The sequence below is a fragment of the Bacillus sp. EB106-04-02-XG92 genome, assembly GCF_058791995.1.
In genome coordinates, this window is record NZ_JBYTEA010000009.1 from 185,522 (window position 1) to 207,379 (window position 21,858).

Annotated in this window: 15 protein-coding genes and 3 pseudogenes; 9 read left to right on the forward strand and 9 right to left on the reverse strand. The window is 32.9% G+C overall.

Annotation, left to right across the window (positions count from 1 at the left end):
* Positions 1-561: 561 nt before the first annotated feature.
* Entirely contained in the window at positions 562-1,140 is a 579-nt protein-coding gene (locus AC3WVA_RS21215; RefSeq protein ID WP_195756861.1) for a PadR family transcriptional regulator, read from the forward strand.
* A 1-nt stretch (position 1,141) separates the two neighbouring features.
* On the forward strand, positions 1,142-1,912 hold the full coding sequence (locus tag AC3WVA_RS21220) for a class I SAM-dependent methyltransferase (RefSeq protein ID WP_492322167.1): 771 nt from the start codon (positions 1,142-1,144) through the stop codon (positions 1,910-1,912).
* 388 nt (positions 1,913-2,300) lie between these two features.
* On the opposite strand, the pseudogene AC3WVA_RS21225 reads toward AC3WVA_RS21220, so the two are convergent.
* Positions 2,301-2,996: pseudogene (locus AC3WVA_RS21225) on the reverse strand (serine hydrolase domain-containing protein); the annotation flags it as partial.
* A gap of 166 nt (positions 2,997-3,162) precedes the next feature.
* Positions 3,163-3,432, reverse strand: a complete 270-nt coding sequence (locus AC3WVA_RS21230; RefSeq protein WP_098375559.1) for an LCI fold-containing protein — start codon at positions 3,430-3,432, stop codon at positions 3,163-3,165.
* Between the two features lie 594 nt (positions 3,433-4,026).
* On the opposite strand from AC3WVA_RS21230, the gene AC3WVA_RS21235 reads away from it, so the two are divergent.
* A complete protein-coding gene (locus tag AC3WVA_RS21235) occupies positions 4,027-4,227 on the forward strand; it encodes a hypothetical protein (RefSeq protein ID WP_000569755.1) in 201 nt (66 codons plus the stop codon).
* 245 nt (positions 4,228-4,472) lie between these two features.
* Here the strand turns inward: AC3WVA_RS21235 and AC3WVA_RS21240 are convergent, their stop codons facing one another.
* A complete protein-coding gene (locus tag AC3WVA_RS21240) occupies positions 4,473-5,654 on the reverse strand; it encodes a DUF7018 domain-containing (lipo)protein (RefSeq protein WP_001024592.1) in 1,182 nt (393 codons plus the stop codon).
* Between the two features lie 517 nt (positions 5,655-6,171).
* Between AC3WVA_RS21240 and AC3WVA_RS21245 the strand changes: the two genes are divergently transcribed.
* Complete coding sequence (locus tag AC3WVA_RS21245) at positions 6,172-7,605, forward strand: IS4 family transposase (protein WP_000365467.1); 1,434 nt, start codon at positions 6,172-6,174, stop codon at positions 7,603-7,605.
* Between the two features lie 157 nt (positions 7,606-7,762).
* Here the strand turns inward: AC3WVA_RS21245 and AC3WVA_RS21250 are convergent, their stop codons facing one another.
* Together AC3WVA_RS21250 and AC3WVA_RS21255 are read right to left on the reverse strand one after the other, a co-directional pair.
* Positions 7,763-7,885 (reverse strand): hypothetical protein, encoded by a 123-nt coding sequence (locus tag AC3WVA_RS21250; protein ID WP_267876746.1) that lies wholly within the window; start codon positions 7,883-7,885, stop codon positions 7,763-7,765.
* 682 nt (positions 7,886-8,567) lie between these two features.
* Positions 8,568-10,217, reverse strand: coding sequence for a M4 family metallopeptidase (locus tag AC3WVA_RS21255; RefSeq protein WP_158318230.1), 1,650 nt, complete (start codon positions 10,215-10,217; stop codon positions 8,568-8,570).
* 562 nt (positions 10,218-10,779) lie between these two features.
* On the opposite strand from AC3WVA_RS21255, the gene AC3WVA_RS21260 reads away from it, so the two are divergent.
* The 3 genes from AC3WVA_RS21260 to AC3WVA_RS21270 all read left to right on the forward strand — a co-directional run bounded on the left by AC3WVA_RS21260 (position 10,780) and on the right by AC3WVA_RS21270 (position 13,879).
* The gene (locus AC3WVA_RS21260) at positions 10,780-11,247 is read left to right on the forward strand and encodes a hypothetical protein (RefSeq protein WP_492322172.1); all 468 of its coding nucleotides are present in this window, start codon (positions 10,780-10,782) and stop codon (positions 11,245-11,247) included.
* Between the two features lie 941 nt (positions 11,248-12,188).
* The gene (locus tag AC3WVA_RS21265; RefSeq protein ID WP_158318228.1) at positions 12,189-12,440 is read left to right on the forward strand and encodes a hypothetical protein; all 252 of its coding nucleotides are present in this window, start codon (positions 12,189-12,191) and stop codon (positions 12,438-12,440) included.
* A gap of 785 nt (positions 12,441-13,225) precedes the next feature.
* Entirely contained in the window at positions 13,226-13,879 is a 654-nt protein-coding gene (locus AC3WVA_RS21270; protein ID WP_098904102.1) for a DUF2306 domain-containing protein, read from the forward strand.
* 1,112 nt (positions 13,880-14,991) lie between these two features.
* Here the strand turns inward: AC3WVA_RS21270 and AC3WVA_RS21275 are convergent.
* Together AC3WVA_RS21275 and AC3WVA_RS21280 are read right to left on the reverse strand one after the other, a co-directional pair.
* Positions 14,992-16,881, reverse strand: a complete 1,890-nt coding sequence (locus AC3WVA_RS21275) for a M56 family metallopeptidase (protein WP_492322168.1) — start codon at positions 16,879-16,881, stop codon at positions 14,992-14,994.
* On the reverse strand, positions 16,881-17,279 hold the full coding sequence (locus tag AC3WVA_RS21280) for a BlaI/MecI/CopY family transcriptional regulator (protein ID WP_492322169.1): 399 nt from the start codon (positions 17,277-17,279) through the stop codon (positions 16,881-16,883). Before AC3WVA_RS21280 ends, AC3WVA_RS21275 begins: the two co-directional genes overlap by 1 nt.
* A 187-nt stretch (positions 17,280-17,466) precedes the next feature.
* Here AC3WVA_RS21280 and AC3WVA_RS21285 point away from each other — a divergent pair.
* Positions 17,467-18,897 (forward strand): annotated as a pseudogene (locus AC3WVA_RS21285) (IS4 family transposase).
* A 306-nt stretch (positions 18,898-19,203) separates the two neighbouring features.
* Positions 19,204-19,464 carry a hypothetical protein gene (locus AC3WVA_RS21290; protein WP_098904100.1) on the forward strand — a complete coding sequence of 87 codons (261 nt, stop codon included), beginning with the start codon at positions 19,204-19,206 and terminating at the stop codon, positions 19,462-19,464.
* Positions 19,465-19,991: 527 nt separating this feature from the next.
* Here AC3WVA_RS21290 and AC3WVA_RS21295 read toward each other — a convergent pair.
* Both AC3WVA_RS21295 and AC3WVA_RS21300 read right to left on the reverse strand, forming a co-directional pair.
* Positions 19,992-20,162, reverse strand: a complete 171-nt coding sequence (locus AC3WVA_RS21295; RefSeq protein ID WP_492322170.1) for a hypothetical protein — start codon at positions 20,160-20,162, stop codon at positions 19,992-19,994.
* 121 nt (positions 20,163-20,283) lie between these two features.
* Positions 20,284-21,676, reverse strand: a pseudogene (locus AC3WVA_RS21300) (MBL fold metallo-hydrolase).
* Positions 21,677-21,858 lie beyond the last annotated feature (182 nt).

Genomic DNA, 21,858 nt, shown 5'->3' on the forward strand with positions numbered 1-21,858 from the left:
GCTAAACGTGTAAGAAATCGGACAATTATTATCATTATCCACTAATCTCCAATTCCCATTTAATTCTTTATTGCTACATCCAATTAGCAATAAACTGAAGCTAATTGGAAAAATGAGCGTTTTAATTTTTTTCATCATACATTTACCTTTCATCATCATTTTTTATTTAATGTTAATTAAGTACAAATCCCTCTCTAACATAAATGTGTTATATAAATAACTGCACATATATAGGATAGAGAAAATTAATTAAATAAAAAGTAGGGTGATTATAAAATTTCCATTAAATTTTATAACTCTTTTATTTTCACAATCTTCTTTCAAGTCTTGTTGTTAATTCATAACTTTTAGCAGAGTGTTTCCGCTTATTTTGTTCAAAAATTCTCTTAGCAAGATTTCATTCATGTTATCTTCTTTATTATGTAAAATAATTGTGCTTAATCGTATCTCTCTTTAAATGATTAAAAGCTTATAATAGATAGAATGATATTTTATATTCATAAGAAACAAGTTTCATATGAATATTATTTCATACAAAACGCTTAGTAAGGAGAATCAGAGATGTCTTTAAAACACACTATTCTAGGGTTTCTCAATATGAGAGCTTTTTCAGGATATGATTTATGGAAAATGTTTAATGGTTCTGTAAATAATTATTGGTCTGCAACACATACTCAAATCTATAGAACATTATCAGAATTAGAAAAAGGAAAAATGGTTGAAATTGAATTTATTCAACAAGTAGCTACTCCAAATAAAAAGGTCTATCATTTGACTGAAACAGGAAAAAAGGAGTTATTAAAATGGCTACAGACACCTATTGATTTGCCACCTGTTAGAGATAAATTTTTAGTTCAATTTTCTTTTTCAGATATTATGAATCATGATGATATTATTCATAATATTGAATCCTATATTAAGAAAATAGAAATAAAATTAGAAGAACTCAATTCCGAACAATATAGGGTATATTTTAAATACGCCCATAGTGACCGAGAAAAATTTCTTTTGGAAAAAACATTGGAGCATGGTATATGGAGCTATGAAAACGAATTGAAGTGGCTTAAGGATTGCTTAAAAACCTATAACCAACTATTTGTTAATAACGAAAAAATTAATCTTGTAGAAAAGGATAAATAAGATGAGAAAAAATGCTAACTATCAAACATGGATTCGAATGAAAAAACTGATTATGTTTTTGATAAGCTCAATAGTTCTTCTATTCATAACATTATTGCCAATTACTTTATATCTGCGATTCCTATCAGGGCTTATAGCGTTACCTTTTATTTATATAACGTTTATACTTTCTTATTCTACTTATCAATTCGCAGCGTTTGGAGGAGATTACCAATCGAGAATACATGATTTAATGGTGAAAAAAGTGAATTGGAATGGACAAGGAAAAATATTAGATATTGGAGCAGGTAGTGGATCATTGATTATTAAGCTTGCGATAGCTTTTCCTAAATCTTTTTTAACTGGAATTGATTATTGGGGGGAGAATTGGGAATATTCACGGGAGCAATGCCAACAGAATGCTGAAATAGACGGTGTATCTGATAGGATTGATTTTCTAAAAGCAAGTGCCGCCAACCTCCCTTTGCAGGATGATGAATTTGATATAGTTGTAAGTTGTCTAACATTTCATGAAGTAAGAGATACGAGAAATAAAACAGAAGTAATTAAAGAGGCTTTAAGAGTGTTAAAACCTGGTGGTGAATTCATCTTCTTAGATTTGTTTATGGATGAAAAAATATTTGGCGATACAGAAGAGCTTTTTAATGACCTAAAGAGACTTAATATATCTAAATTGAATAGCTACAAACTTGCTGAAGAAATGAAGTTACCAAAGCTTTTATTAAATAAAAAAGTATTAGGAAATGCAATGATTTTGAGTGGGAGAAAATAGAAGTGTACGAATTACTTGCGAAAATAATGAAGACCTCTTTAAGAATATTACGTAATTAGGTAATCGAACATGAATTTTATTAAAATATTGTAGTGAGACACTGTATATAAAAAGCTAATTCTAACTTATGAGTAAGATAGAATTAGCTTTTTATTACTTATTTTTCTTAGCGTGGGTTTTTTCCGAAATGCTGGCGGTACCCCATGCCCATCAAGCTAAGAAAAGCAATGACCTTCAAAACTAAAATTTTATATTTATATTATTCTTGCATTCTCATTTTGCTTTAAAAAGAATGCAAGAATAATCGATTTTTAATATTAACACAACAATCATAGTTATTATTCTGAAAATTAATAGTACAACTCTATTTTTAGGCTAATTCTATTTATTACTTTTCTATAACAATTTTAGCTATTTCATTAGCATATTTTTTAGAGTCAAATTCATCATAGTTACTTAGTACCGCAACAGACAAATATTCTTCAGGAAACCAAATGAAGTGTGAACTATAACCTGCCCAACGTCCGGAATATTCCAAGTATCGACAGTTAAATCCTTCTCTAACTCTCAGTCCAAAAGCATAATCTTCTTTTTCAATAATTCCCTCTCCAGTTGGAGAGATTTTCGAACCCAATTCGCTCATTCGTTTAACAAGGTCTTCAACTGTTGTATGAACTGCTCCATCCCCTGTATGTTCCCAAGGGCTTTCATAGATTTCATATGTTCCTTGCTCATTCTTCGAATATCCGCTTGCAATTGATATAGTAGTTGGATAGTAATCCACAATTGTTGTGGCCCTCATATTTAAAGGGTCAAAACTACGATCCTTTGTAAACTGACGTAGAGACTTGCCACTTACCTTCTCTATCACTTGTGATAATAAGAAATATCCTGTATTACTATACTCAAATTTTGTTCCAACTGGGAACCTTGCCATTTGATGACTTTTAAGGTGTTCTAGCGATTCTCCCACAGTTAATGTATCAGTATATTTAATATTTGCTGCTTCAGCTAATTCCATATAATCAACCAGTCCACCTGTGTGATGAATTAGGTGTCTCAATGTTACCGGTTCAGCGTATGATAAAATAATACTTTGATGGAAGTCCAATTTATATTATTAAAATTGAAGTGGTTATCAAGTCGGAGAAAGGTACCTTGGGGTGTCTTTTTTTTATGATTTTACACAAATAAAAAAGCCTCGTTATAAGAGACTTTTTTATTATAAATAGAATTAAATATTAAATTAATTAACGCCAGCCTTCAAAATAAGCTGTCCATGTACCATCGGCTTCTTGCCATGCATGTTTCAAGTAATAAGTGACACCGAATTCCACCTTTGTGTTCGGTATAGAGTATCTAGAAATATACCCTTGTTCTACAACTTTTACCAATTGTGCAGCCATAGTAACCTTTTCTTGCTTTGGACTTTCTGTATTAGGTGTTGCAGCCATCGCTCCACCTGCACCAGATAACATAATACCAGTCGCTAATGCTCCAACTACTAATTTCTTAAACATAAAAATTCCCCCTCAAGTATTTTTATATCTTACACAACAAACTTAACACATTTTACAAATAATGTTAGTTCATTAAATTTGATAAAATAATATTTAAGTATTCGGAAATTTAAACATTAAATAACTTTATTTAAACCACGTTCTAAAATCAGAACGTGATTATGCTTGTTAACAAAGATATTATTTCGTCTGTTCAATCCTTTACAGAAAATCGGCTTTTCATATATGGTGACCCCTATATGAAAAATTCCTTAGCGTACGAAATTCGCGTTTGGTTGGTGCTACCCCATGCCCATCAACTTAAGAATACAAATCAGCCCCAAAACGAAAAAATGAGCTTTTTTATTACAAATTAGCATAAAATATTGTTCTGGGGGTAGTTATATTTTCTTGGCTTGATAGCGATGGGGTCCTGCCAACATAACAAGAATTTCGTACGCCAAGGAATTATTAGGTATATTTTTTTAATATATCCATTTTAAAAATAAGTTATACAAATAATTTGTTATATTTGCATGTACCCTAGCTGATATAATGTATAAGACAATTATTGGCTAATTAATAGTTCGCATATATTAGGGAGGTACATAAGTAATGATAGAAATAATCGCGGCATTAGTTTCACTAGTCGTACATTTTATTAGTTATCTCTTTTCAACAGGAGAAGACAAGAAAAAGGCAAAAGCAGATTTAAAAGAAGTTGTTACTGGTACTTATGGGAAAATGTTGTTAGGATTTTTTGGAGCTGCGGCGGTTACAGGAATATTTGTAGTCATTTGGATTTTATCAGAGTAAACCTTTCCGTTATTTTAGCCTATATAACGTATAAGGCAACTATTGGCTAATCAAGTGTACATATTTGCGTATGACGCAATAGATGTTTAACCAAGAAGAAAAGCATTAGAGGAAACAAGAAATTGAATAATAAGATATTATGCAAAATATTTCTCTTTGTGAAAAGATAAGATCCTAATCTCAGATCTTATCTTTTTTATTTGTTAATTTGCAATAGGGCTACCGCCATATGCCCATTTTCATGATTAGTTCGTTTTACTTTTAATACTCTCAGTTGCTTTTTTAAATAGTTTCATTGCCTGTTCTGCTTTGTTTTCTGCCTGTTCCAACTTATTATCATTTTGTTCTTCTAATGCATCTGAGAGTAATTGCAGAGCATTCCAGTAATTATCCATTGCCTGCTTTATCTTTTTTTGTTCAACTTCTAACCCTTTAGGTGCCTCAAGGTATTTGATGTCTCTTACGTGTATTTTTGCCATATCCAAACTCAATTGGATTTCACTTTTCTTTGACTCATAATCCTTTATATCTGAATGCCCTATATTTTGTATCATTCTCATAACTTCATCCATCTTATTTGTATTTTCTACGATGGCTGCTTTGTATTTATCAACTTCTGAACCACTAACTTTGTCGTTTAAATCTTCCTCACGATGACCCTCTTTCGCATGTTTCTGGTTCTCTTCCTTTACCTTTTGCTCTACATCAGGGTATTTCTCGTTTATCCCATTAAATACTGTCTCCCATTTAGAAACACCATCATCTATCCCAAACATACCGTTTTGTATGCTTTCTTTTGCTTTATCCTTATCATATTCACCATCATACTTACGGGCATCATACTGTCTAACTGCATCTTCTATTTTTATTAGGTGTTTTCTAATCTCTTCTACCCCTTCTTGTATTAAAAATTGGTAGTCTTCATACTTTTTAGGTGGTTTGATTTTTTCAAAACGGTTTATGTCCAAACTAATGTGACTAATTAAGGAATCTATCTCACCTATGTAGACACCCTCTTTTGTAAATAATTCATCAGTTTTCTTTTCTAATTTTTTTAAATGATACTGGAATTCTAAGTGTAGTTCAGTCAAACGATAAGGGTAATCTTCTTCAGATACTTTTACCTTGTTTTCACCTTCTGTGTCTGATACATTTGATTTACTTTCTTTACTACTTGATTCGTCTTCCTTACTTCCCTTTTCATACTCAATTCTAGACAAGGCGTTTCTTAGTTGATTTTCAATCTGTTCATCACTATAGTGTAATTTCTTTAGGTCAGATACCATTTTATCTGCATCATAATACTTATCTACTTTTCTATACTCTGACTGTGTAAGTCCATATGTATTTAATGTGCAACCTACTAGCATGAAACTAACACTTAACCCTGCTATTGCGATACCCTTAAATGATTTATTAATATTCATTTTAAACTTATCCCCTTTTTCTCTTAGTAATTCTTTTCTTCAACAATAGACAGACCTTCATGAGTTTTTGCATTGTCTGCTGCGTAGTTTAGTTTTCCTAACTTATTGTTTCAGTCTTAACTTAAATTTCTTCCTTATAATTACAAAAAGGATATACCTAAACATATAACTGCTAGTAAAATATATCCTTATATTATTTTATAATGATAACAATTAATGAGTCAAAGTGATTTGCGAAAATTATATAAAACAGGCATAATTTATTAGTTACTTGGTACTACCTTTACAGGAGTAGCAACACGTCTTCATCAACCCCAAAAAACAAATAACCAAACGAAATTTTGTGCTGACTTGTGACAAAAAACCTCATTTTTTCATTTTAGGAAAATCCTGAATTCTTAAATTAATTTGCATGGGGTACCGCCACATCGTTATCAAGCTAAGGTTTTGCACTATTCATAAAGAAAAAAAGACGTTATCCTTTTTGTAGAATTATAGGAAAGGATGGCGTTTTTTTATGGATCTTCCGATTCTTGACGAACTTCAACCGATTGCTGAAGAATTACAACAATATATGTCTCCCCATGTTCTAGAGCACTTAGCTAAAGAAATAGGATTCGTTCATCGAAAGAGTAAATATCAAGCAAAGGAATTAGTTGCTTTATGTGTATGGCTTAGCCAACAGGTTGCAAGTACATCACTCACACAATTATGTAGCTGTCTTGAAGTATCTACAGGTGTTCTTATCAGCCCTGAAGGGCTTAACCAACGATTTAATGCTTCCGCAGTACAGTTTCTTGAACAAGTTCTAGCTAAACTTCTAACTCAAAGAATTCATTCAACACAAGAAATAATTCATCAATACACCACGACCTTTAAGCACATTCGGATTCTAGATTCTACAACATTTCAGCTTCCAGATATATTTTCTTCACATTATCAAGGTTCGGGTGGAAGTAGCCATACGGCAGGAGTCAAAATTCAATTAGAGTATGACTTATTGAGTGGGAAGTTCCTGCACGTTTATGTAGGAGAAGGAAGAGAAAATGATAAAGCCTTTGGTTCAACAAGCCTACAAACCATTCGACCAAAAAACTTGTATATAAGAGATTTAGGCTATTTTGACTTACATGATTTACAGAATATCCATGATAAAGGAGCTTACTATATCTCACGTTTGAAATTAAATTCTCGAATCTATCGTAAGAATGATAGGCCAGAGTATTTTCGAAATGGGACCCTGAAGAAAGGGTCACTCTATATTCAGTTAGATATGGAAGAAATCATGAATCAATTGTCCCCTGGTCAAACAATGGAGATTTCAGAGGCATACATTGGACAGTATCAAAAATTACCAGCTCGTGTTATTATTCATCGATTAACAAAAGAACAAACAGAGAAAAGGTTGAAGGAACAAGCCAAAAAAGAAAAAAAGAAAGGTATTACCTACAAAGAACGAAGTAAACGGTTGAGTGGTATCAACGTGTATATTACGAATCTTTCTACAGAAAATGTTCCAACGGAACATATCCATGACTTGTATTCATTACGCTGGCAAATTGAAATTTTGTTCAAAACATGGAAATCTTTTTTTAAAATTGACAGGTGCAAAGAAATTAAGAAAGAACGCTTAGAATGCCATTTATATGGGCAACTCATTAGTATTTTACTCTGTTCATCGACGATGTTCAAAATGCGTCAGTTACTCTTAGATAAGAAAAAGAAAGAGCTGAGTGAATACAAATCCATCTATATGATAAAGAATTATTATCTATTGTTTTATGAGGGACTAAAGAAGGGCATCCATGAATTATTAAAAATTTTATTGCGTTTGTTTTACCAGTTAGAAAAAAACGGACGAAAATCTCACCGGTATGAAAAGAAAACAGTCTTTGATATCTTAGGTGTTGTGTATGATTGTACGTTGTCACAAGGTTTCCAAGTTGCATAATATTTTTAAAAACACCTATTTAATAGGTTTATTTGTTATGCACACCTTTAGTGTAGTCGTAAAAATTTCAAAAAACACATTCACATATACCCTCTTGTCCCCCTTAGCTTGATGGACATGTGGTGCTACCCCATTGCCATCAACCTAAGAAAACAGGTCACCCCCAAAACAATAAATAAGCTTTTTCGTTACAAGAAAGCCTAAAAATTTCGTTCTGGGGGTGTAATAAAATTTTAGCTTGATGGGCATGGGCTAATACCCCAAATAGTTTATTTTTCATATAAGAAATTCCCCCTTAGTAAAGTAATCGCTGTCATCTCTTATTTGTTTAACAAAAAATATGATATAGCTTGTTGTTTGCTGTTTTCTATCATCTTCACCAATGTTAAAAGAGCCACATTGAATTGATAATCGTCTTCAGAACGATTATTTTTAAAAGCATCATTCTTTCCTAACAGACGTTAAATACCTCTCTTTAAACATATATGTTAACACTAGAAACCCCTACATTTCCTTAGAACACACTTATGACTATTTTAATAGCTGGATTTGACTTAAAATCTTTTTAACCAATTTCATATCCGTAACTATCTTACCTATCAAACAACATAAAGAAACACAACTCCAAGTCATCTTATTGAAATTTTACATTCAACGAAGACTCACTCCCTTCTTGAACTTTCAGTATTATATATTAGATAGTACTATATAATACAAAATACATATCACACAGGAATATATTATATAATTACATTTATTTCAATAAAGTGTACTTATAACAAAAAAACCTATAACTATCAATTATGTCAGCCCCACTTTTCCATACAAAATATCTTTCTCTAGTGGCACCAATTTGTATTTAAGAATTGACTCAAATCGGATAGAATATTCCATGCAACAGTTAAGTATTGTGGCTATTCCAGTAAGAAAAGACCTGACATTATATATCAGGTCTTTTTTTCTTATTCTATCCCAACTGCATCATAAGCCTTCGTTACAGCTTGCACTTCTTTAGAGTTTTTACCATATAAATCTTCTGCTGCTAGAAGTGCGGCTTGGCGCATCATTTTAAAATTAGATTTTGCAGTTAAATATTTTGTAAGAGCACGATAGTAAATTTTTTCTGTAGCTTCGCGACCAACACCATTTACTTCCACACCAAAATGCCAGCCACCTTCAGACATTAAATATGCTGCTTTATTATTGATACTACTATTAATATGAACACCGCCATTATCATATGGAGTCGGGTAATAGTGTCTGTAATGATCTGGATAACCCATAGTTGGATCTAATGGGTTTGGAATGGAAGACGGATCACTTAAGGAACGCATCGCATCCCCAGCTATATCCGGTGTATAAATATCTTCACCCGTCTCCCAATCATCCCGGTCTACCATCACACCGAAAATATCCGAAAGTGATTCGTTTAATGCACCAGATTCATCTTGATACTCTAAATTTGCTGTATGCTCTGTTACAGCATGTGTCAACTCGTGGGCGACAACATCTAAGCTCGCCGAAAATGGAATAAACATTTTTCCATCTCCATCACCATACGACATATACACACCGTTCCACCCAGCGTTATTCCAATTTTTCCCTACGTGAACAACAGAACGTAACTTTGCTCCTTTGTTATCATAGGAATTACGATTAAATGTTTTCTTATAATAGTCGTATACTTTTTCTGCATTTACATGTGCATCAACACCTGCTTTATCTTCAAAGGACTTGAACTTACTTTTAATTTCATAACCCGTATATCCTAGTCCATGTGATGTTGAATCATGAAATTGTTTATCCAAATCTCTCGAATCAAACGTATGAACACCATTTCCACGTTTGCCATCAAATAAATGAAAAAACCCTGTTTTTCCATTTTGAACAATTTCAAATGATTGTTTGTTTCCTAAAACACCATATCCAAAACCAGTCATATGATCGACCGCATTATATTTATTAATTACTTTTCCATTTGTTGCATCAATAAAATAATGCCAGTATCCTGGTTCTGGTTTTGAAACCGATGCTTTTATAACATAGGAAAGATAATATTCCCCATCTTTTTCATATATGTATAAATCTTTCTTAATACCATCATAGTTATCTACTTTTCCCATCTCTTTCTCAATACCAGCTTTCGCAATATTTACAGCCTCTTTTTCTGAAATCTTTGCAGTTGATGGGATATTTTTATTTTCTAAATTCGGGATAACTTGTCCAAAAAATGCTTTCACATTATTATTTTTATCAAGTGCTATTGTTTGATCAGAACCATATACAGGAACACCATTATATTTTTCAATAAGCTTTACATGCGTCGTTTCTGCTTCTGCGTCTTCTTCTTCTCTCACGATTTCAAAATATTCCTCCATATTTCCTGCTAATTTAAACATGTCATTCTTACTCTTTAAATACTGGAATACACTCTCTTTTTTATCTAATCCTTCTGGTGCTTTCCACTCTTCCCCAATATAAGATGGTGTATGAAATTTTTGACTGTATTGTATTTTTTTCTCCGCTGCATATGTACGAGACGTATCTATTGTCGCAAATACCCCTAAAACCATAGATAAAGCTAATGTTGAAGATAAAACCTTCTTTTTCAAAAACACCACTCTCCATCCCTATTTTTTGACACTTTTATATAATTCTAGCAATAATAGTACACGACCTCCTAACTGACATTTTTTAAAATAAAAACAGAATATTCATGTTATTTTATCGTGAATTTCATATGCAAAGTTCATGTAACACAGAGCAGGGGCATCTGTAGTTGATAAACATATTACGCATCCCGAATCGTTATAAACATTAACCTTATTCCCCGTAAACTCCATTCCACACATTCCGTCTGCACCTAATAGTTTTACGTTACCTTCTATTCTTTTAACCTCACTTTCTATTCAAAGGATTATTTTGTTGAGTTTTCTTCTTTATAAAACGATCCTATACCCTCTCCGTGCAACCCTAAATATATTTCTCTATCGCGATTCCAGCAATAAAGCTTTATCAATACCCTACGATTCTATTATTTGAATATTCAAAATGATATTTATCAATATATAAAACTCTTATTTATTCAAGAAACAGCTTACAATCAATTACTATTAATGCAATAATTACTAATGAAGGAAATATATTATAGGAGTGTGAGATACATTGTTTAAAATGAAAAAACCTCTAATTTCTGCATCTTTAGCATTAGGATTACTCGGAGTTAGTTTTAGTCCTACCTACGCACAAGAAACACAAGATCGGGCATCCAATCCGGTTAGTTCAACTACTATTACCCCATACATGTCGTTAAATGCACTAGATGTTAAGCCTGGATTACTCGCTAATTTTCAAAGTATTTCATTTACAGGTAATGATGATGTGCAATTTAATGTTAATAGCCTAAATTTTGATATAAGATACTACATTAAGAATGAAGGAAAGAATAATCTTACCTGGAAGATTACTGATGCAAAAGGAGCAAGATGGTCTGGTGGAACTTTAGCCCCTGGGAAATCAACAACAAAATTAGCTGATTATTACAATGATGTCAATAATACTGGCTTATATACGTTATATGTATCTACCAGTAACGGAGGCGATGGAAAATATACTTTTGTTGCACGTTCCCTAAAACCTTAAAACTAGATATATAGGCAACCTACCATACGTTCAAAATTAATAAGTAATCTAACTCACATTGTTATATCTGTATATATTTAGATTATTTAAATCCCTCACCGCTTCATAATTGGTGAGGGATTTTCCATTTCCCTCTAAATAAAACTCAATATTCCGTCAATACTGTAGACAACCCATTTCTATTACCTGAGCAGTTAGCTTTTGCTAGCCGCTCTTTTATTTTCAACAAACAACTCAACAAAGTTTATTATCGTCACTTTGCTAAATTTATATCGCCTACAAATTCGCCCCTCTATTCCTCTTATCCATTCAATACCACTATAGGTTTCGAGTATATTTACATGGTCATTTCCCCACTCCCAATGACCACCTTCATCACGAATAAACATGTATGAAACTTAGTAATCATATTTGGTTGTTTTCTGCATATCCATTCCTCCTTGAATATAACCGATAACTTGTCATATACTATCTATGCATCTAGATTTTCATTTTGATCAGAGCAGTTAGCTTTTGCTAGCTGCTCTTTTATTTGTGACCTTTCTAAGTAAGCTTTCATACACTATAGTCAGTCCTTTCTTATAACCTGAGCTCGTCACTTTCGTTATAAAAATGGGATTATATCCTATAACCTTTTCAAGAAATATTCATATTTTATTTCTGAAAAAGTTTCTCTGTTTTATAAAAAGGTGGTTGCGGAAACAACCGCCTTTTTATCTATGACAAAATGAAATTTTTATTTAGTTTCACTGGTATTGTTCAAACTAGTACTAGTACCGCCAAAACATTAGAACACCTGACATGAATGTCAAATTTTACGATTTATTTTCAGAATATACAAAATATTACATTTTTCTCTTTTTTCTATTGGTATAATCGGGCTGTCTATCAAAGTTATAGAAAAATTGATAGAAAATTACTGATAGAATGGAGATGTTTTTATGTTTAAAAAATTAATTATTGGAACATTTGCAATTGGTATTATGTTCTCTGGTGTTACTGGTGTATCTGCGGCACAAGTAAATGATGCGCCGCTCAAAGCTTCTGATAACAAATGTGCACAAAAAAAGCATAAATTTTCTCAGTTGTTTAATTCTCCAAAGGTCCCAGAAAATTATACAAAGAACGGCGTTACAGGAAAATTAGTTTGTACTTATGAGGGGCCAGTAGGTTGGATTGGTTACTATAATTAATAAGTAATCTATCAATACAAGTTGGCTCACATCTCTCCCTCGCTTTTTTCATAATAGGCGAGGGATTTTATTTCAGATGTACTTATGCTTATAAAACCAACATCTTCACTTTCTACTAAAATAGCGTTTTTGTTTAAGATAATAGCTCCAGATTAATTAGACATATTTACTGATTTATTCACCACTAAATCCATGTTAAAATCTCTTGTGAGTACGACATATCTCAATTTTATGAGGCCCAGTAATATTTTCTGCGGGGCTTCTTTTTTCAACAAGCCATTAGTTAACTGTGCTGACGACCTTGATCTACAAAATCACTTTTTTAATACATTTATGAAAAACTCATGTGCTATCTTCATTACTTCCTTTATTTTTATATTTATATATACACAATATATAAATATATGGTATACTCTCTTTATGAAACATCACGTGTTTCAAATACAACATTTTTTTGATGACCTCTTATCTTTCCGTAAGAGGTCTTTTTTTCGAATAACTAGTTTGTTTAAATTTACCTTAATTCACATTAAGTTTTCTTAACAAATGAAACAACAGACAAAAAAAGAACGGTTACTATATTTTTAAAAAGTGTTGTTCCGATACGAGGATAAATACTTTCAATGGATACCTAATCTGTTCTTAGAACAGATCGTAATAAACAACAATTAGTTTACAAGCAAGCTATATCCACAATTTCTATGTGAAATTTAGATTAATTTATAAAGTAACACCATTTAGAAAATAATAAAAGCGATGGGCGAATACCCAAAGGAAGGAATATTATGAGTAAAAAAGCAGGGTTTATATTTACTTTTTCAGCTATTTTAGTAGCTGGTTATGCTGTTGTCCAATATTTTATTATGGATGGATTTCAAGCAGGATTTGTTCAAATGAAACTGATGTTTCTTTCGAAATTAAGTAATCTTTGGTATATTATTTTATTTACACATATTGCAACTAGTATAATAGCATTAGTAATTGGTCCTTTTACATTATCCACAAGTTTTAGGGAAACGAATATCAATCGTCATCGAATGATTGGGAAAATCTATATGATTGGTATATTATTAGGTAGCATTTCAGGCCTTTATTTATCCTTTTACGCTACGGGCGGATTGGTAGGAAAGCTCGGTTTCGGTTTGTTATCCGTATTTTGGCTAACCTCGGCATATCAAGCATTGAACAGAATTAAGAGTAAAAAAATTCAAGACCACCGGAATTGGATGATTAGAAATTATTCCTTAACCTTTGCGGCAGTTACATTAAGAATTTGGCTCTCTTTGTTTGTATTACTATTTGGGCTGGAGCATTTCGAACGTAGTTATGCCGTTATTGCTTGGCTAGCGTGGGTGCCAAATTTAATTGTTGCAGAATTATTTATAAGAAATAATCTTAATAAAAGGCAACAACAGAAAAATGCTGATTTACATTTTTAATGTGGAGTCTATTTCTAGACTTCTTTTTTTATAAATAAGAAAGTAAATTTTTATCCAAAAGCCCCTCTTTTGCTAAGAAACTCATAGAAAACTTAAATTGAAATACTAATCTAGTTGCATATTTTATTAGAAGTATTCTCAAAACGGAGTACTGCCAACACTTTGAACCCCATGCTAAGCAAAGATTTACTAAACTGCTTTTTCAATAGATTGAACAATATAATCGCACACACACCCATCCACGCTTTGTTTAAAATTAAATTTCATATTTAAAGCTCTGTTAATTTCATCAATAAACATTGCTAAATAGCCGATATCCGTAGAATCATTCCTGTCTTTTATATTAAAATATGGAGCGACGGATTTAGTCGAATCAATCTTATGCGTAGACGATTCCGAGATAGACGAATTCACTAGGAAATATGGCCGATACTTGGATTGTGAGGTCCAAACGAATGGAGTAACACACACCTTCAACTTGGAAAAGGCTCGCATCACAATCGTTCCCGGATCGCGGTTGTCAGAGCTGCTACCAGGAGAGATGGCACCCCTGCTACCGGGATTCGCCGGGTACGTGGTAGCAGTGAAGGACATCTCACACACCCGAAGATATTTCGAAGAGAACGGTTTACTGATAGTGGAGATGAATTCGGGCGTACCCTTTGTACCGGGGGCCTCGGCGCTTGGTATTGCTATCGTGTTCAGGTGTAGCCGCGAAAAGCAAAAAATCCGCGTTAAAATGAAACAGGGCTAGATTAAGACTTAAAAATACTAATTTCCTGTAAGTGTAATAGAACCTTAGCTTGATGGTGATGGGGTACCGCCACATCGCCATCAAGCTAAAATTTTATTGTACTCCCAGAACAAAATTTTGTGCTAATTTGTAACAAAAAAGCTCATTTTTTCATTTTGGAGTAATTCTGAATTCTTAAGTTGATGGGCATGGGGTAGCACCCCATGCCCATCAAGCTTATATTTTGAAGTACCCCAAAAACAAAAATTCCTTTTCACTTTTTGTTTTATAGATTATTAAGTTCTTTTAACCCATGGAGATTTCGTTCAAACTCAAATAAAAATAGAGCCCCAAGATTCTTTTCTTGAGACCCTATTTTTTATTTCAAAAAGGAAATCATGATTTTTTCTAATTCATTCTTATTTAAACTGAAAGCCGCAGCATAGATTTCAACTTGATAGGCACTTTCCTTTCCTTTTGCAGGAACAATCATCTTCATGGCATTTTCATTATTTTTAGTTTTAGCAAAGGTGAATTGCGCACCTTCTAATTCATAATTTTCTATTTTGTCTTTGTCAGATATTAACGTGTAAAATGAGTCCTCATGCTTTTCGGGGAGAGATGATTGATAAATCGTATACCTGTCTCTCCCTTTTCCATACTTTGAAAAAATAGTTGGATTTGGTTTTCCAAGTGTAATACTTGATCTTATTGTTTTCATCTGTAACTGATAGCCCTCAACTATATAAGTTGGGTCTTTAATTGGAAAATCAACTAACTCTTGTGCCTCTTCCCTCGTAAAACTAAAATGTTCCCTGATTTTTTCCTGGAGCGGCCATTGAGCTTCAGAAATTTTTTCAGATTTATTTTGGTCATCCTGACTTAAGGACCCAAAAGTCATTCTTTTCTTATCGAGGGCGTAAAATTCTTCTTGCAATCGAACGAATTTATCAAATTCTTCTTTTGTTAAAATATTTCGAGCGACTGTAATGTGTTCAAGTATTCCTTCATATGTATCTTCTGGGATTTTTAATTCTTCAAGCGCTTGTTCTTTGGTACCAACTATCTTTTCTACAATTTGTTGAATAGGGACCTCTGGCTCTTTTTTTGTTTCATTTATATCATTTTTTTCTTCTATCTGTTCTTTTTTCTGTTTTTCTGATATATCTGCTTTTGCATTTAGTAAAGATATAGATGACACAGCAATTACAGCAACAACTCCAAATGCAGACCAACGATATGATTTCTTTTGAAAGTTTTTAATCATACGAATTCTCCTTTTTAAAGTTCTTTTATTTCTACTTAAGTTCGCTAAACTAGGCATTTGATAATAACTTGTATAATGTTCTAAAAGAGTAATAATAGTATGGCCATATGCTATTTGTTCCTCTGAATCTATAAATGTCAGAGCTAATGCATCACATGCCAGTTCTTGATCTTCCCGCATACATGAGTAGGCATACCAAAGAATTGGGTTAAACCAATTTAAAATGAGTAAGCCGTGCATCAGCCAATTCACACCAACATCTCTTCGTTTGATGTGAGCTAATTCATGATGAAAAATGTATCGTAACTGTTGCTCATCTAATACTTTCATATGCACACTGGACAATAACACCCTTGGTCGAATAAATCCGAACACAGTTGGACTTGAAATCTTACCAGATAAAAGTAATGGGACATCCTGTTGAACAGACATAGATTTCTTACAGTTTTCAAAAATTTGGACTATCCTTTCATCTACAATAATATGTTGTTTTTTTATGTAGAGTAATAAGCTTCTATTCAGAATGATGGTGGTAAAGCTTAGAATGACGACCCCAGCAAACCAAATATATAAAATGATGGTATAAAATGAAAACGTTTCATTATTGTGCGTTTGTTTCTTACTTTCCCCAGCTGTTTGTGTTGAACCAGATACATAAGTATCTTCTTTTATAACTATTTTTGTATCTCCTATATCTGTCGATCCTTGCTTAAGTTCTTTTGAAGGAGAAAGAATTACAGGGGCTTGTTGAAAGGTAACTGAATTTCCATTACTGTATGAAAGGATAGAATAGATACTGTAGGAACTATCCGGTGACCATGGTAATAGAAGTCTTACAATTAAAATCATCCATAATAGATACTGCCATCGTGGGGTTAACTTGTTTCTAAGCAAGATTTTGACACATAAGATTAAGCCAACTAATATACTTGCCATAATGGATGTTTCTATCACCCAATCAAAAAAGCGAGGTAGATAAACATTGACAAACATATCTATCATCATCTATCCTTCCTCTGACTTTCCTCAGTCTTCTCATCCAGAATACGTTTAAGTTCGTTAATATCTTCTGAAGAAAGTTTTTCTTCTTTTAAGAAATTCACAAGTAAAGGTTTAAATGCTGTACCACAGAAACGTTTGAGGAACGATTTGGTTTCTACTTGTAGATAACTATCTTGCGACACTAATGGATAATATGCATACATACGCCCTCTATCCTGATGGTAAGAAACAGCCTCTTTTTGGACTAACCGATTAATAAGCGTTCGAATCGTTTTCGGTTTCCAATTCATCGTTTCCTCAAGTGCTTCAATTACTTCATTGGCTGTTTGAGGCGACCTTGACCAAAGAACTTTCATGATTTCCAATTCAGCTTCCGATATTTTAGGTAATTCTTTCATTTTATAAAATTCCACCCTTTGTATTACATTTGTAATCTATAATCCAATATTACAAATGTAATCCCTGAATGTCAACCATATTTTGGATTCGTAAATACATTTCCATGAAACTTAAGAAATTAATCCCAAAAACAATGAAAATACGCTATTCTTTCTGTAGAATCATAGGAAAGGATGGCGTTTTTGTATGTCTATTTCTGTATCTGACGAATTACAACTATTTGCTCAAAAAATTCAAAACTTCTTATCTCCAAATTTCTTACGAGATCTTGCTAGAAATGTTGGTTTTGTGCAAAGAACCAGTAAGTACCAAGCAAAAGATTTAGTCGCTTTATGTGTATGGATCAGTCAAAAAGTTGCTAAAAGCTCTTTGACTCATTTATGTAGCTGTTTAGAAGCATCAACAGAAGTGCTCATCAGTCCCGAAGGACTGAATCAACGATTTAATGCCACAGCCGTGCAATTCCTACAACAAATGTTAGCCGAACTTCTCAACCAAAAGTTATCTTCAACTAAGATGCTCACTTCTCCATACGCTTCTATTTTCAAACGTATTCGTATCCTAGATTCAACTGCCTTTCAACTTCCCGATGTATTTTTATCTGTTTATCCAGGTGCAGGAGGATGCAGCCATACAGCTGGGGTGAAGATTCAGCTTGAGTATGATTTACTAAGTGGACAGTTCCTACATATTCATACAGGCCCAGGTAAACAACATGATCGAACCTATGGTTCTCTATGTGCCCCAACTGTGACAGCGAATGATTTATGTATCCGTGATTTAGGTTATTTTCACTTGAAAGATCTTCAACATATACAAGATCAAAAGGCTTACTATATCTCTCGTATTAAATCCAATACACGTATGTATCAAAAAAATCCTACTCCTGATTATTTTCAAGATGGAAGAATCAAGAAAGGTACAGAGTATATACAGATAGATATGAAGGTCTTAATGAACTCTCTTCAACCAGGACAAACATGTGAAATATCCAACGCTTATGTAGGAATGACTGATAAAGTACCAACCCGTGTGATTGTTCATCGACTAACCAAAGAACAACAACAAAAACGATTACAAGATCAAACTGTAAGGGAAAAAAAGAAAGGAATGAAGTATTCTACTCGTAGTAAACGACTCAGTGGCATCAATGTATATATGACAAACACACCTACAGACATTGTCCCGATGGGACAAGTGCATGATTGGTATTCTTTACACTGGCAAATCGAAATTTTATTTAAAACGTGGAAGTCATTCTTTCAAATTCATCAGTGAAAAAAGATAAAACCAAAAAGATGGGAGTGCCATTTGTATGGACAATTAATTGCCATTCTACTCTGTTCTTCTATCATGTTTCAAATGCGGCAATTACTTCTTATGAAAAAGAAACGAGAACTGAGTGAGTATAAGACCATATATATGATTAGAGATTATTTTCTTCTTCTTTTCCAAGCTATACAGAAAAACACCCAAGAACTATCAAAGGTTCTATATCGCCTATTCAATCTTCTACAGCAAAACGGGCGAAAATCTCATAGGTATGAGAAGAAAACAGTCTTTGATATATTAGGTGTCGTTTACAATTGTACCGTGTCTAATAATCAAGTGGCTTAAATCAAAAAAATGAAACCCATTAGGGTTTATTTCGTATGCAAATCTTCCAATTCCCTACACCTAGCCTTTAGAAAAAAGAAACAACCTTTACTATAATTGATGTTGTATGAGCTTAGCTTGATAGCGATGGGGTAGCACCAACAAAACTCGAATTTCGCACACTAAGAAAATTTTTCCATAAAACAAACCGCTAAAAATAATATTATTCCACTAAATGGAATTATAGAAGGAATTAGATAGTAATTTTATAAAGATTGGAGCACTATACATTGAAAATAATAACTAACTTTCGGGAGGTGAACCCTTATGAATAAATATAGTGTTTTTTCACTTACTACTTTAATAATCTTCATTGTTTTGTTTTATACGCTGTGGAGTGGTGTGTCGTTAGGATCATTAGGTAAACCATTTATTATTGCAATGGTTCTGTTCCCCTTATTAGGGGCCTTTTTGGGACTAAAAGCAAAAAAAGGTTCAATGAAGTGGCTACTAATACTACTTAACATTATTGCAATTTATATGATCGTGTGTATTTTATTACTTGCTTTTGGTATGGGGGAAAGATAATTAAATTAAAAGAAAATTCAACTTCCGCAATCGATAATTATGTAAATAAGCCGTCCATATGATGGATTTACAGACATATTGGAACACTTAAAATATACTGTAGCATCAGAAACGTTATATTCGTTTGATTTAGGTTTTCATGATGCTGAAGAATTTGAAGAGACCCACCAAAGGGAATAGGTGGGTCATTAGGGTACTACTATCTCATTGCACAAAAGGGACTTTGTATTAACATAATAGCATATTCTTAAACTTCTTATATTGAGAAAAAAGAAAAGACACCCTAAGGTGCCTTCCTCCGACTTGAACCACTTTAATTTTAATAATATGTATTGGACTCCCATCCAAATATTATTTTACCACGTTAAGTAATGTTGTGCATTGAGAAATACGGTACATCTCTTTATTTAAACGCAAAAAGCCCTAGGGGGACTAGGACTTTTTGACAGAATGAAAATGATACAAAAAGGACTTTTATAACGTAACATATAAATGTTTCATAAATGTATCATAAAAGTGAACAAATTCTATATTTTATTAGAATTTATTTTATTTGATTCTTTTCCCTCAACCATCTTGTCTAGTTTATCTGGCCATGTTAATCCGGTAGCTTTTATCATAGTTTTAATAGTATTAATGTCTGGCGCTCCATTATATAGCATACTTTCAATTATTTTACCGTCTTTTCTTAGGTTCACACTAATCCACTTTGTTTCTGATGTAGTATCTTCAGCTTTTGTGTAATAAAATGGACAACATTTTCTTCGCCTTGAGCATAAAGTGTATTATAACCCTATTAAATTAATAAGAGTCTATTCCCTACACATTGAGATTAGAAGTTGCGTAAGGAAGCTCTTCTTTTTTCCATGCAAGAAATCCTCCCTTAAATTCACTACTTCCTTTATACCTGCTCTTTGTAAAATACTAGCTGCTATAGCGGAACGCAATCCGGTTCGACATTGTAAAACGATTGGGCAATCTTTTGGTATGCAATCTAGCTGCTTAGATAGATTTCCTAAAGGGATATGTATTGCATCATGAAGATGTCCTTCCTCCCACACTTTTTCACTTCGTACATCGATAACCTTAACTTTTCCACCTTTTATATGCGGATATAATTCAATTGATGTTTTTTCTTTGTAATTTTCAAATCTATCAAGTCTTTGTATTACTTGTAAAGGTACAAAAGCAATAATATTGTCTAACCCAGTAGATTCAAATTCTCTAATAACCTCCTCCACTCTAACCTCTTCCTCATTTAGTATGATTAAAGTTTCTGCTTTATAATCTAGTAACCATCCACACCAATGTGACCAGAAGCAAAACTCTCTACATCCCTTATATCAACTATTTGCTGAACGCTCCTCATCACTTCTTGAAATTCTGCTACTGTATTAATAGAAAAAACTTCCCTCTTCTTTCGAATTGGAGGACCATACTTATTTAAATTCTTCATTAATGAAAAATACTTTGGAGGCTCTGGCTATCCCTTCAATACAGTCGATATAAAATCACCTTCTTCATTACACTGAAATGCCCAATTAAACATCTTTTCATAACCTAATGTAGAAGTTGGAATTGCTCCTAATGCTTTTCCACATGCACTTCCTGCACCATATGATGGCCATATTTGCCAATAATCAGGAAGTATCTTTATTTTTTGTATAGAATCAAATAATTGTTTCGCTCCTATTTTTGCAGTATCTTTCATACCTACAGCGGTTTCTAATAAATCCGGTCTTCCTATATCTCCTACAAATATAAAATCACCTGTGAATATCCCCATCGGCTTATCATTTGTATAATTATTTTGACTTGTATCAGTTACTAAAAAAGAAATACTTTCAGGCGTATGCCCTGGGGTGTGAATTACATTAAATTTTATATGACCTATTTTAAACTCTGTTCCCTCTCTAACCAATTTGTATCGCCCTTCGTTAAGATATTGATATTTCCAATCACAATCACCTTCATCAGATACATATAAATTGGCATGATAAAGAGTAGAAAGTTCTCTAGACCCAGAAAGAAAATCTGCATGAATGTGAGTTTCAGCCGCAGCAATTACTTCCATCCCCTCTTTCTTAGCAAAGTCTATATATTGTTCTATATAGCGACCTGGATCAATCACAATTGCTACGCCTTCCTTCTGACAACCGACTAAATAGGAAGCATGTGCTAATTTTTCATCATAAAAATATTTTAAAAGCATAGCTATTCCCTCCAAATAGTTAATTCAAATGCTTTTCAATTTTTATAACCGCTTTCTCTCTTCCCTTATAGGATTCCTTTTAACATAAACTTCCAATACATATAGGGCAACATATATCTTTTAAGTAAAAACATACTATACCGTTCTTTCGCTTGATTGAACGGAAACGTTTCTTGAGGCTC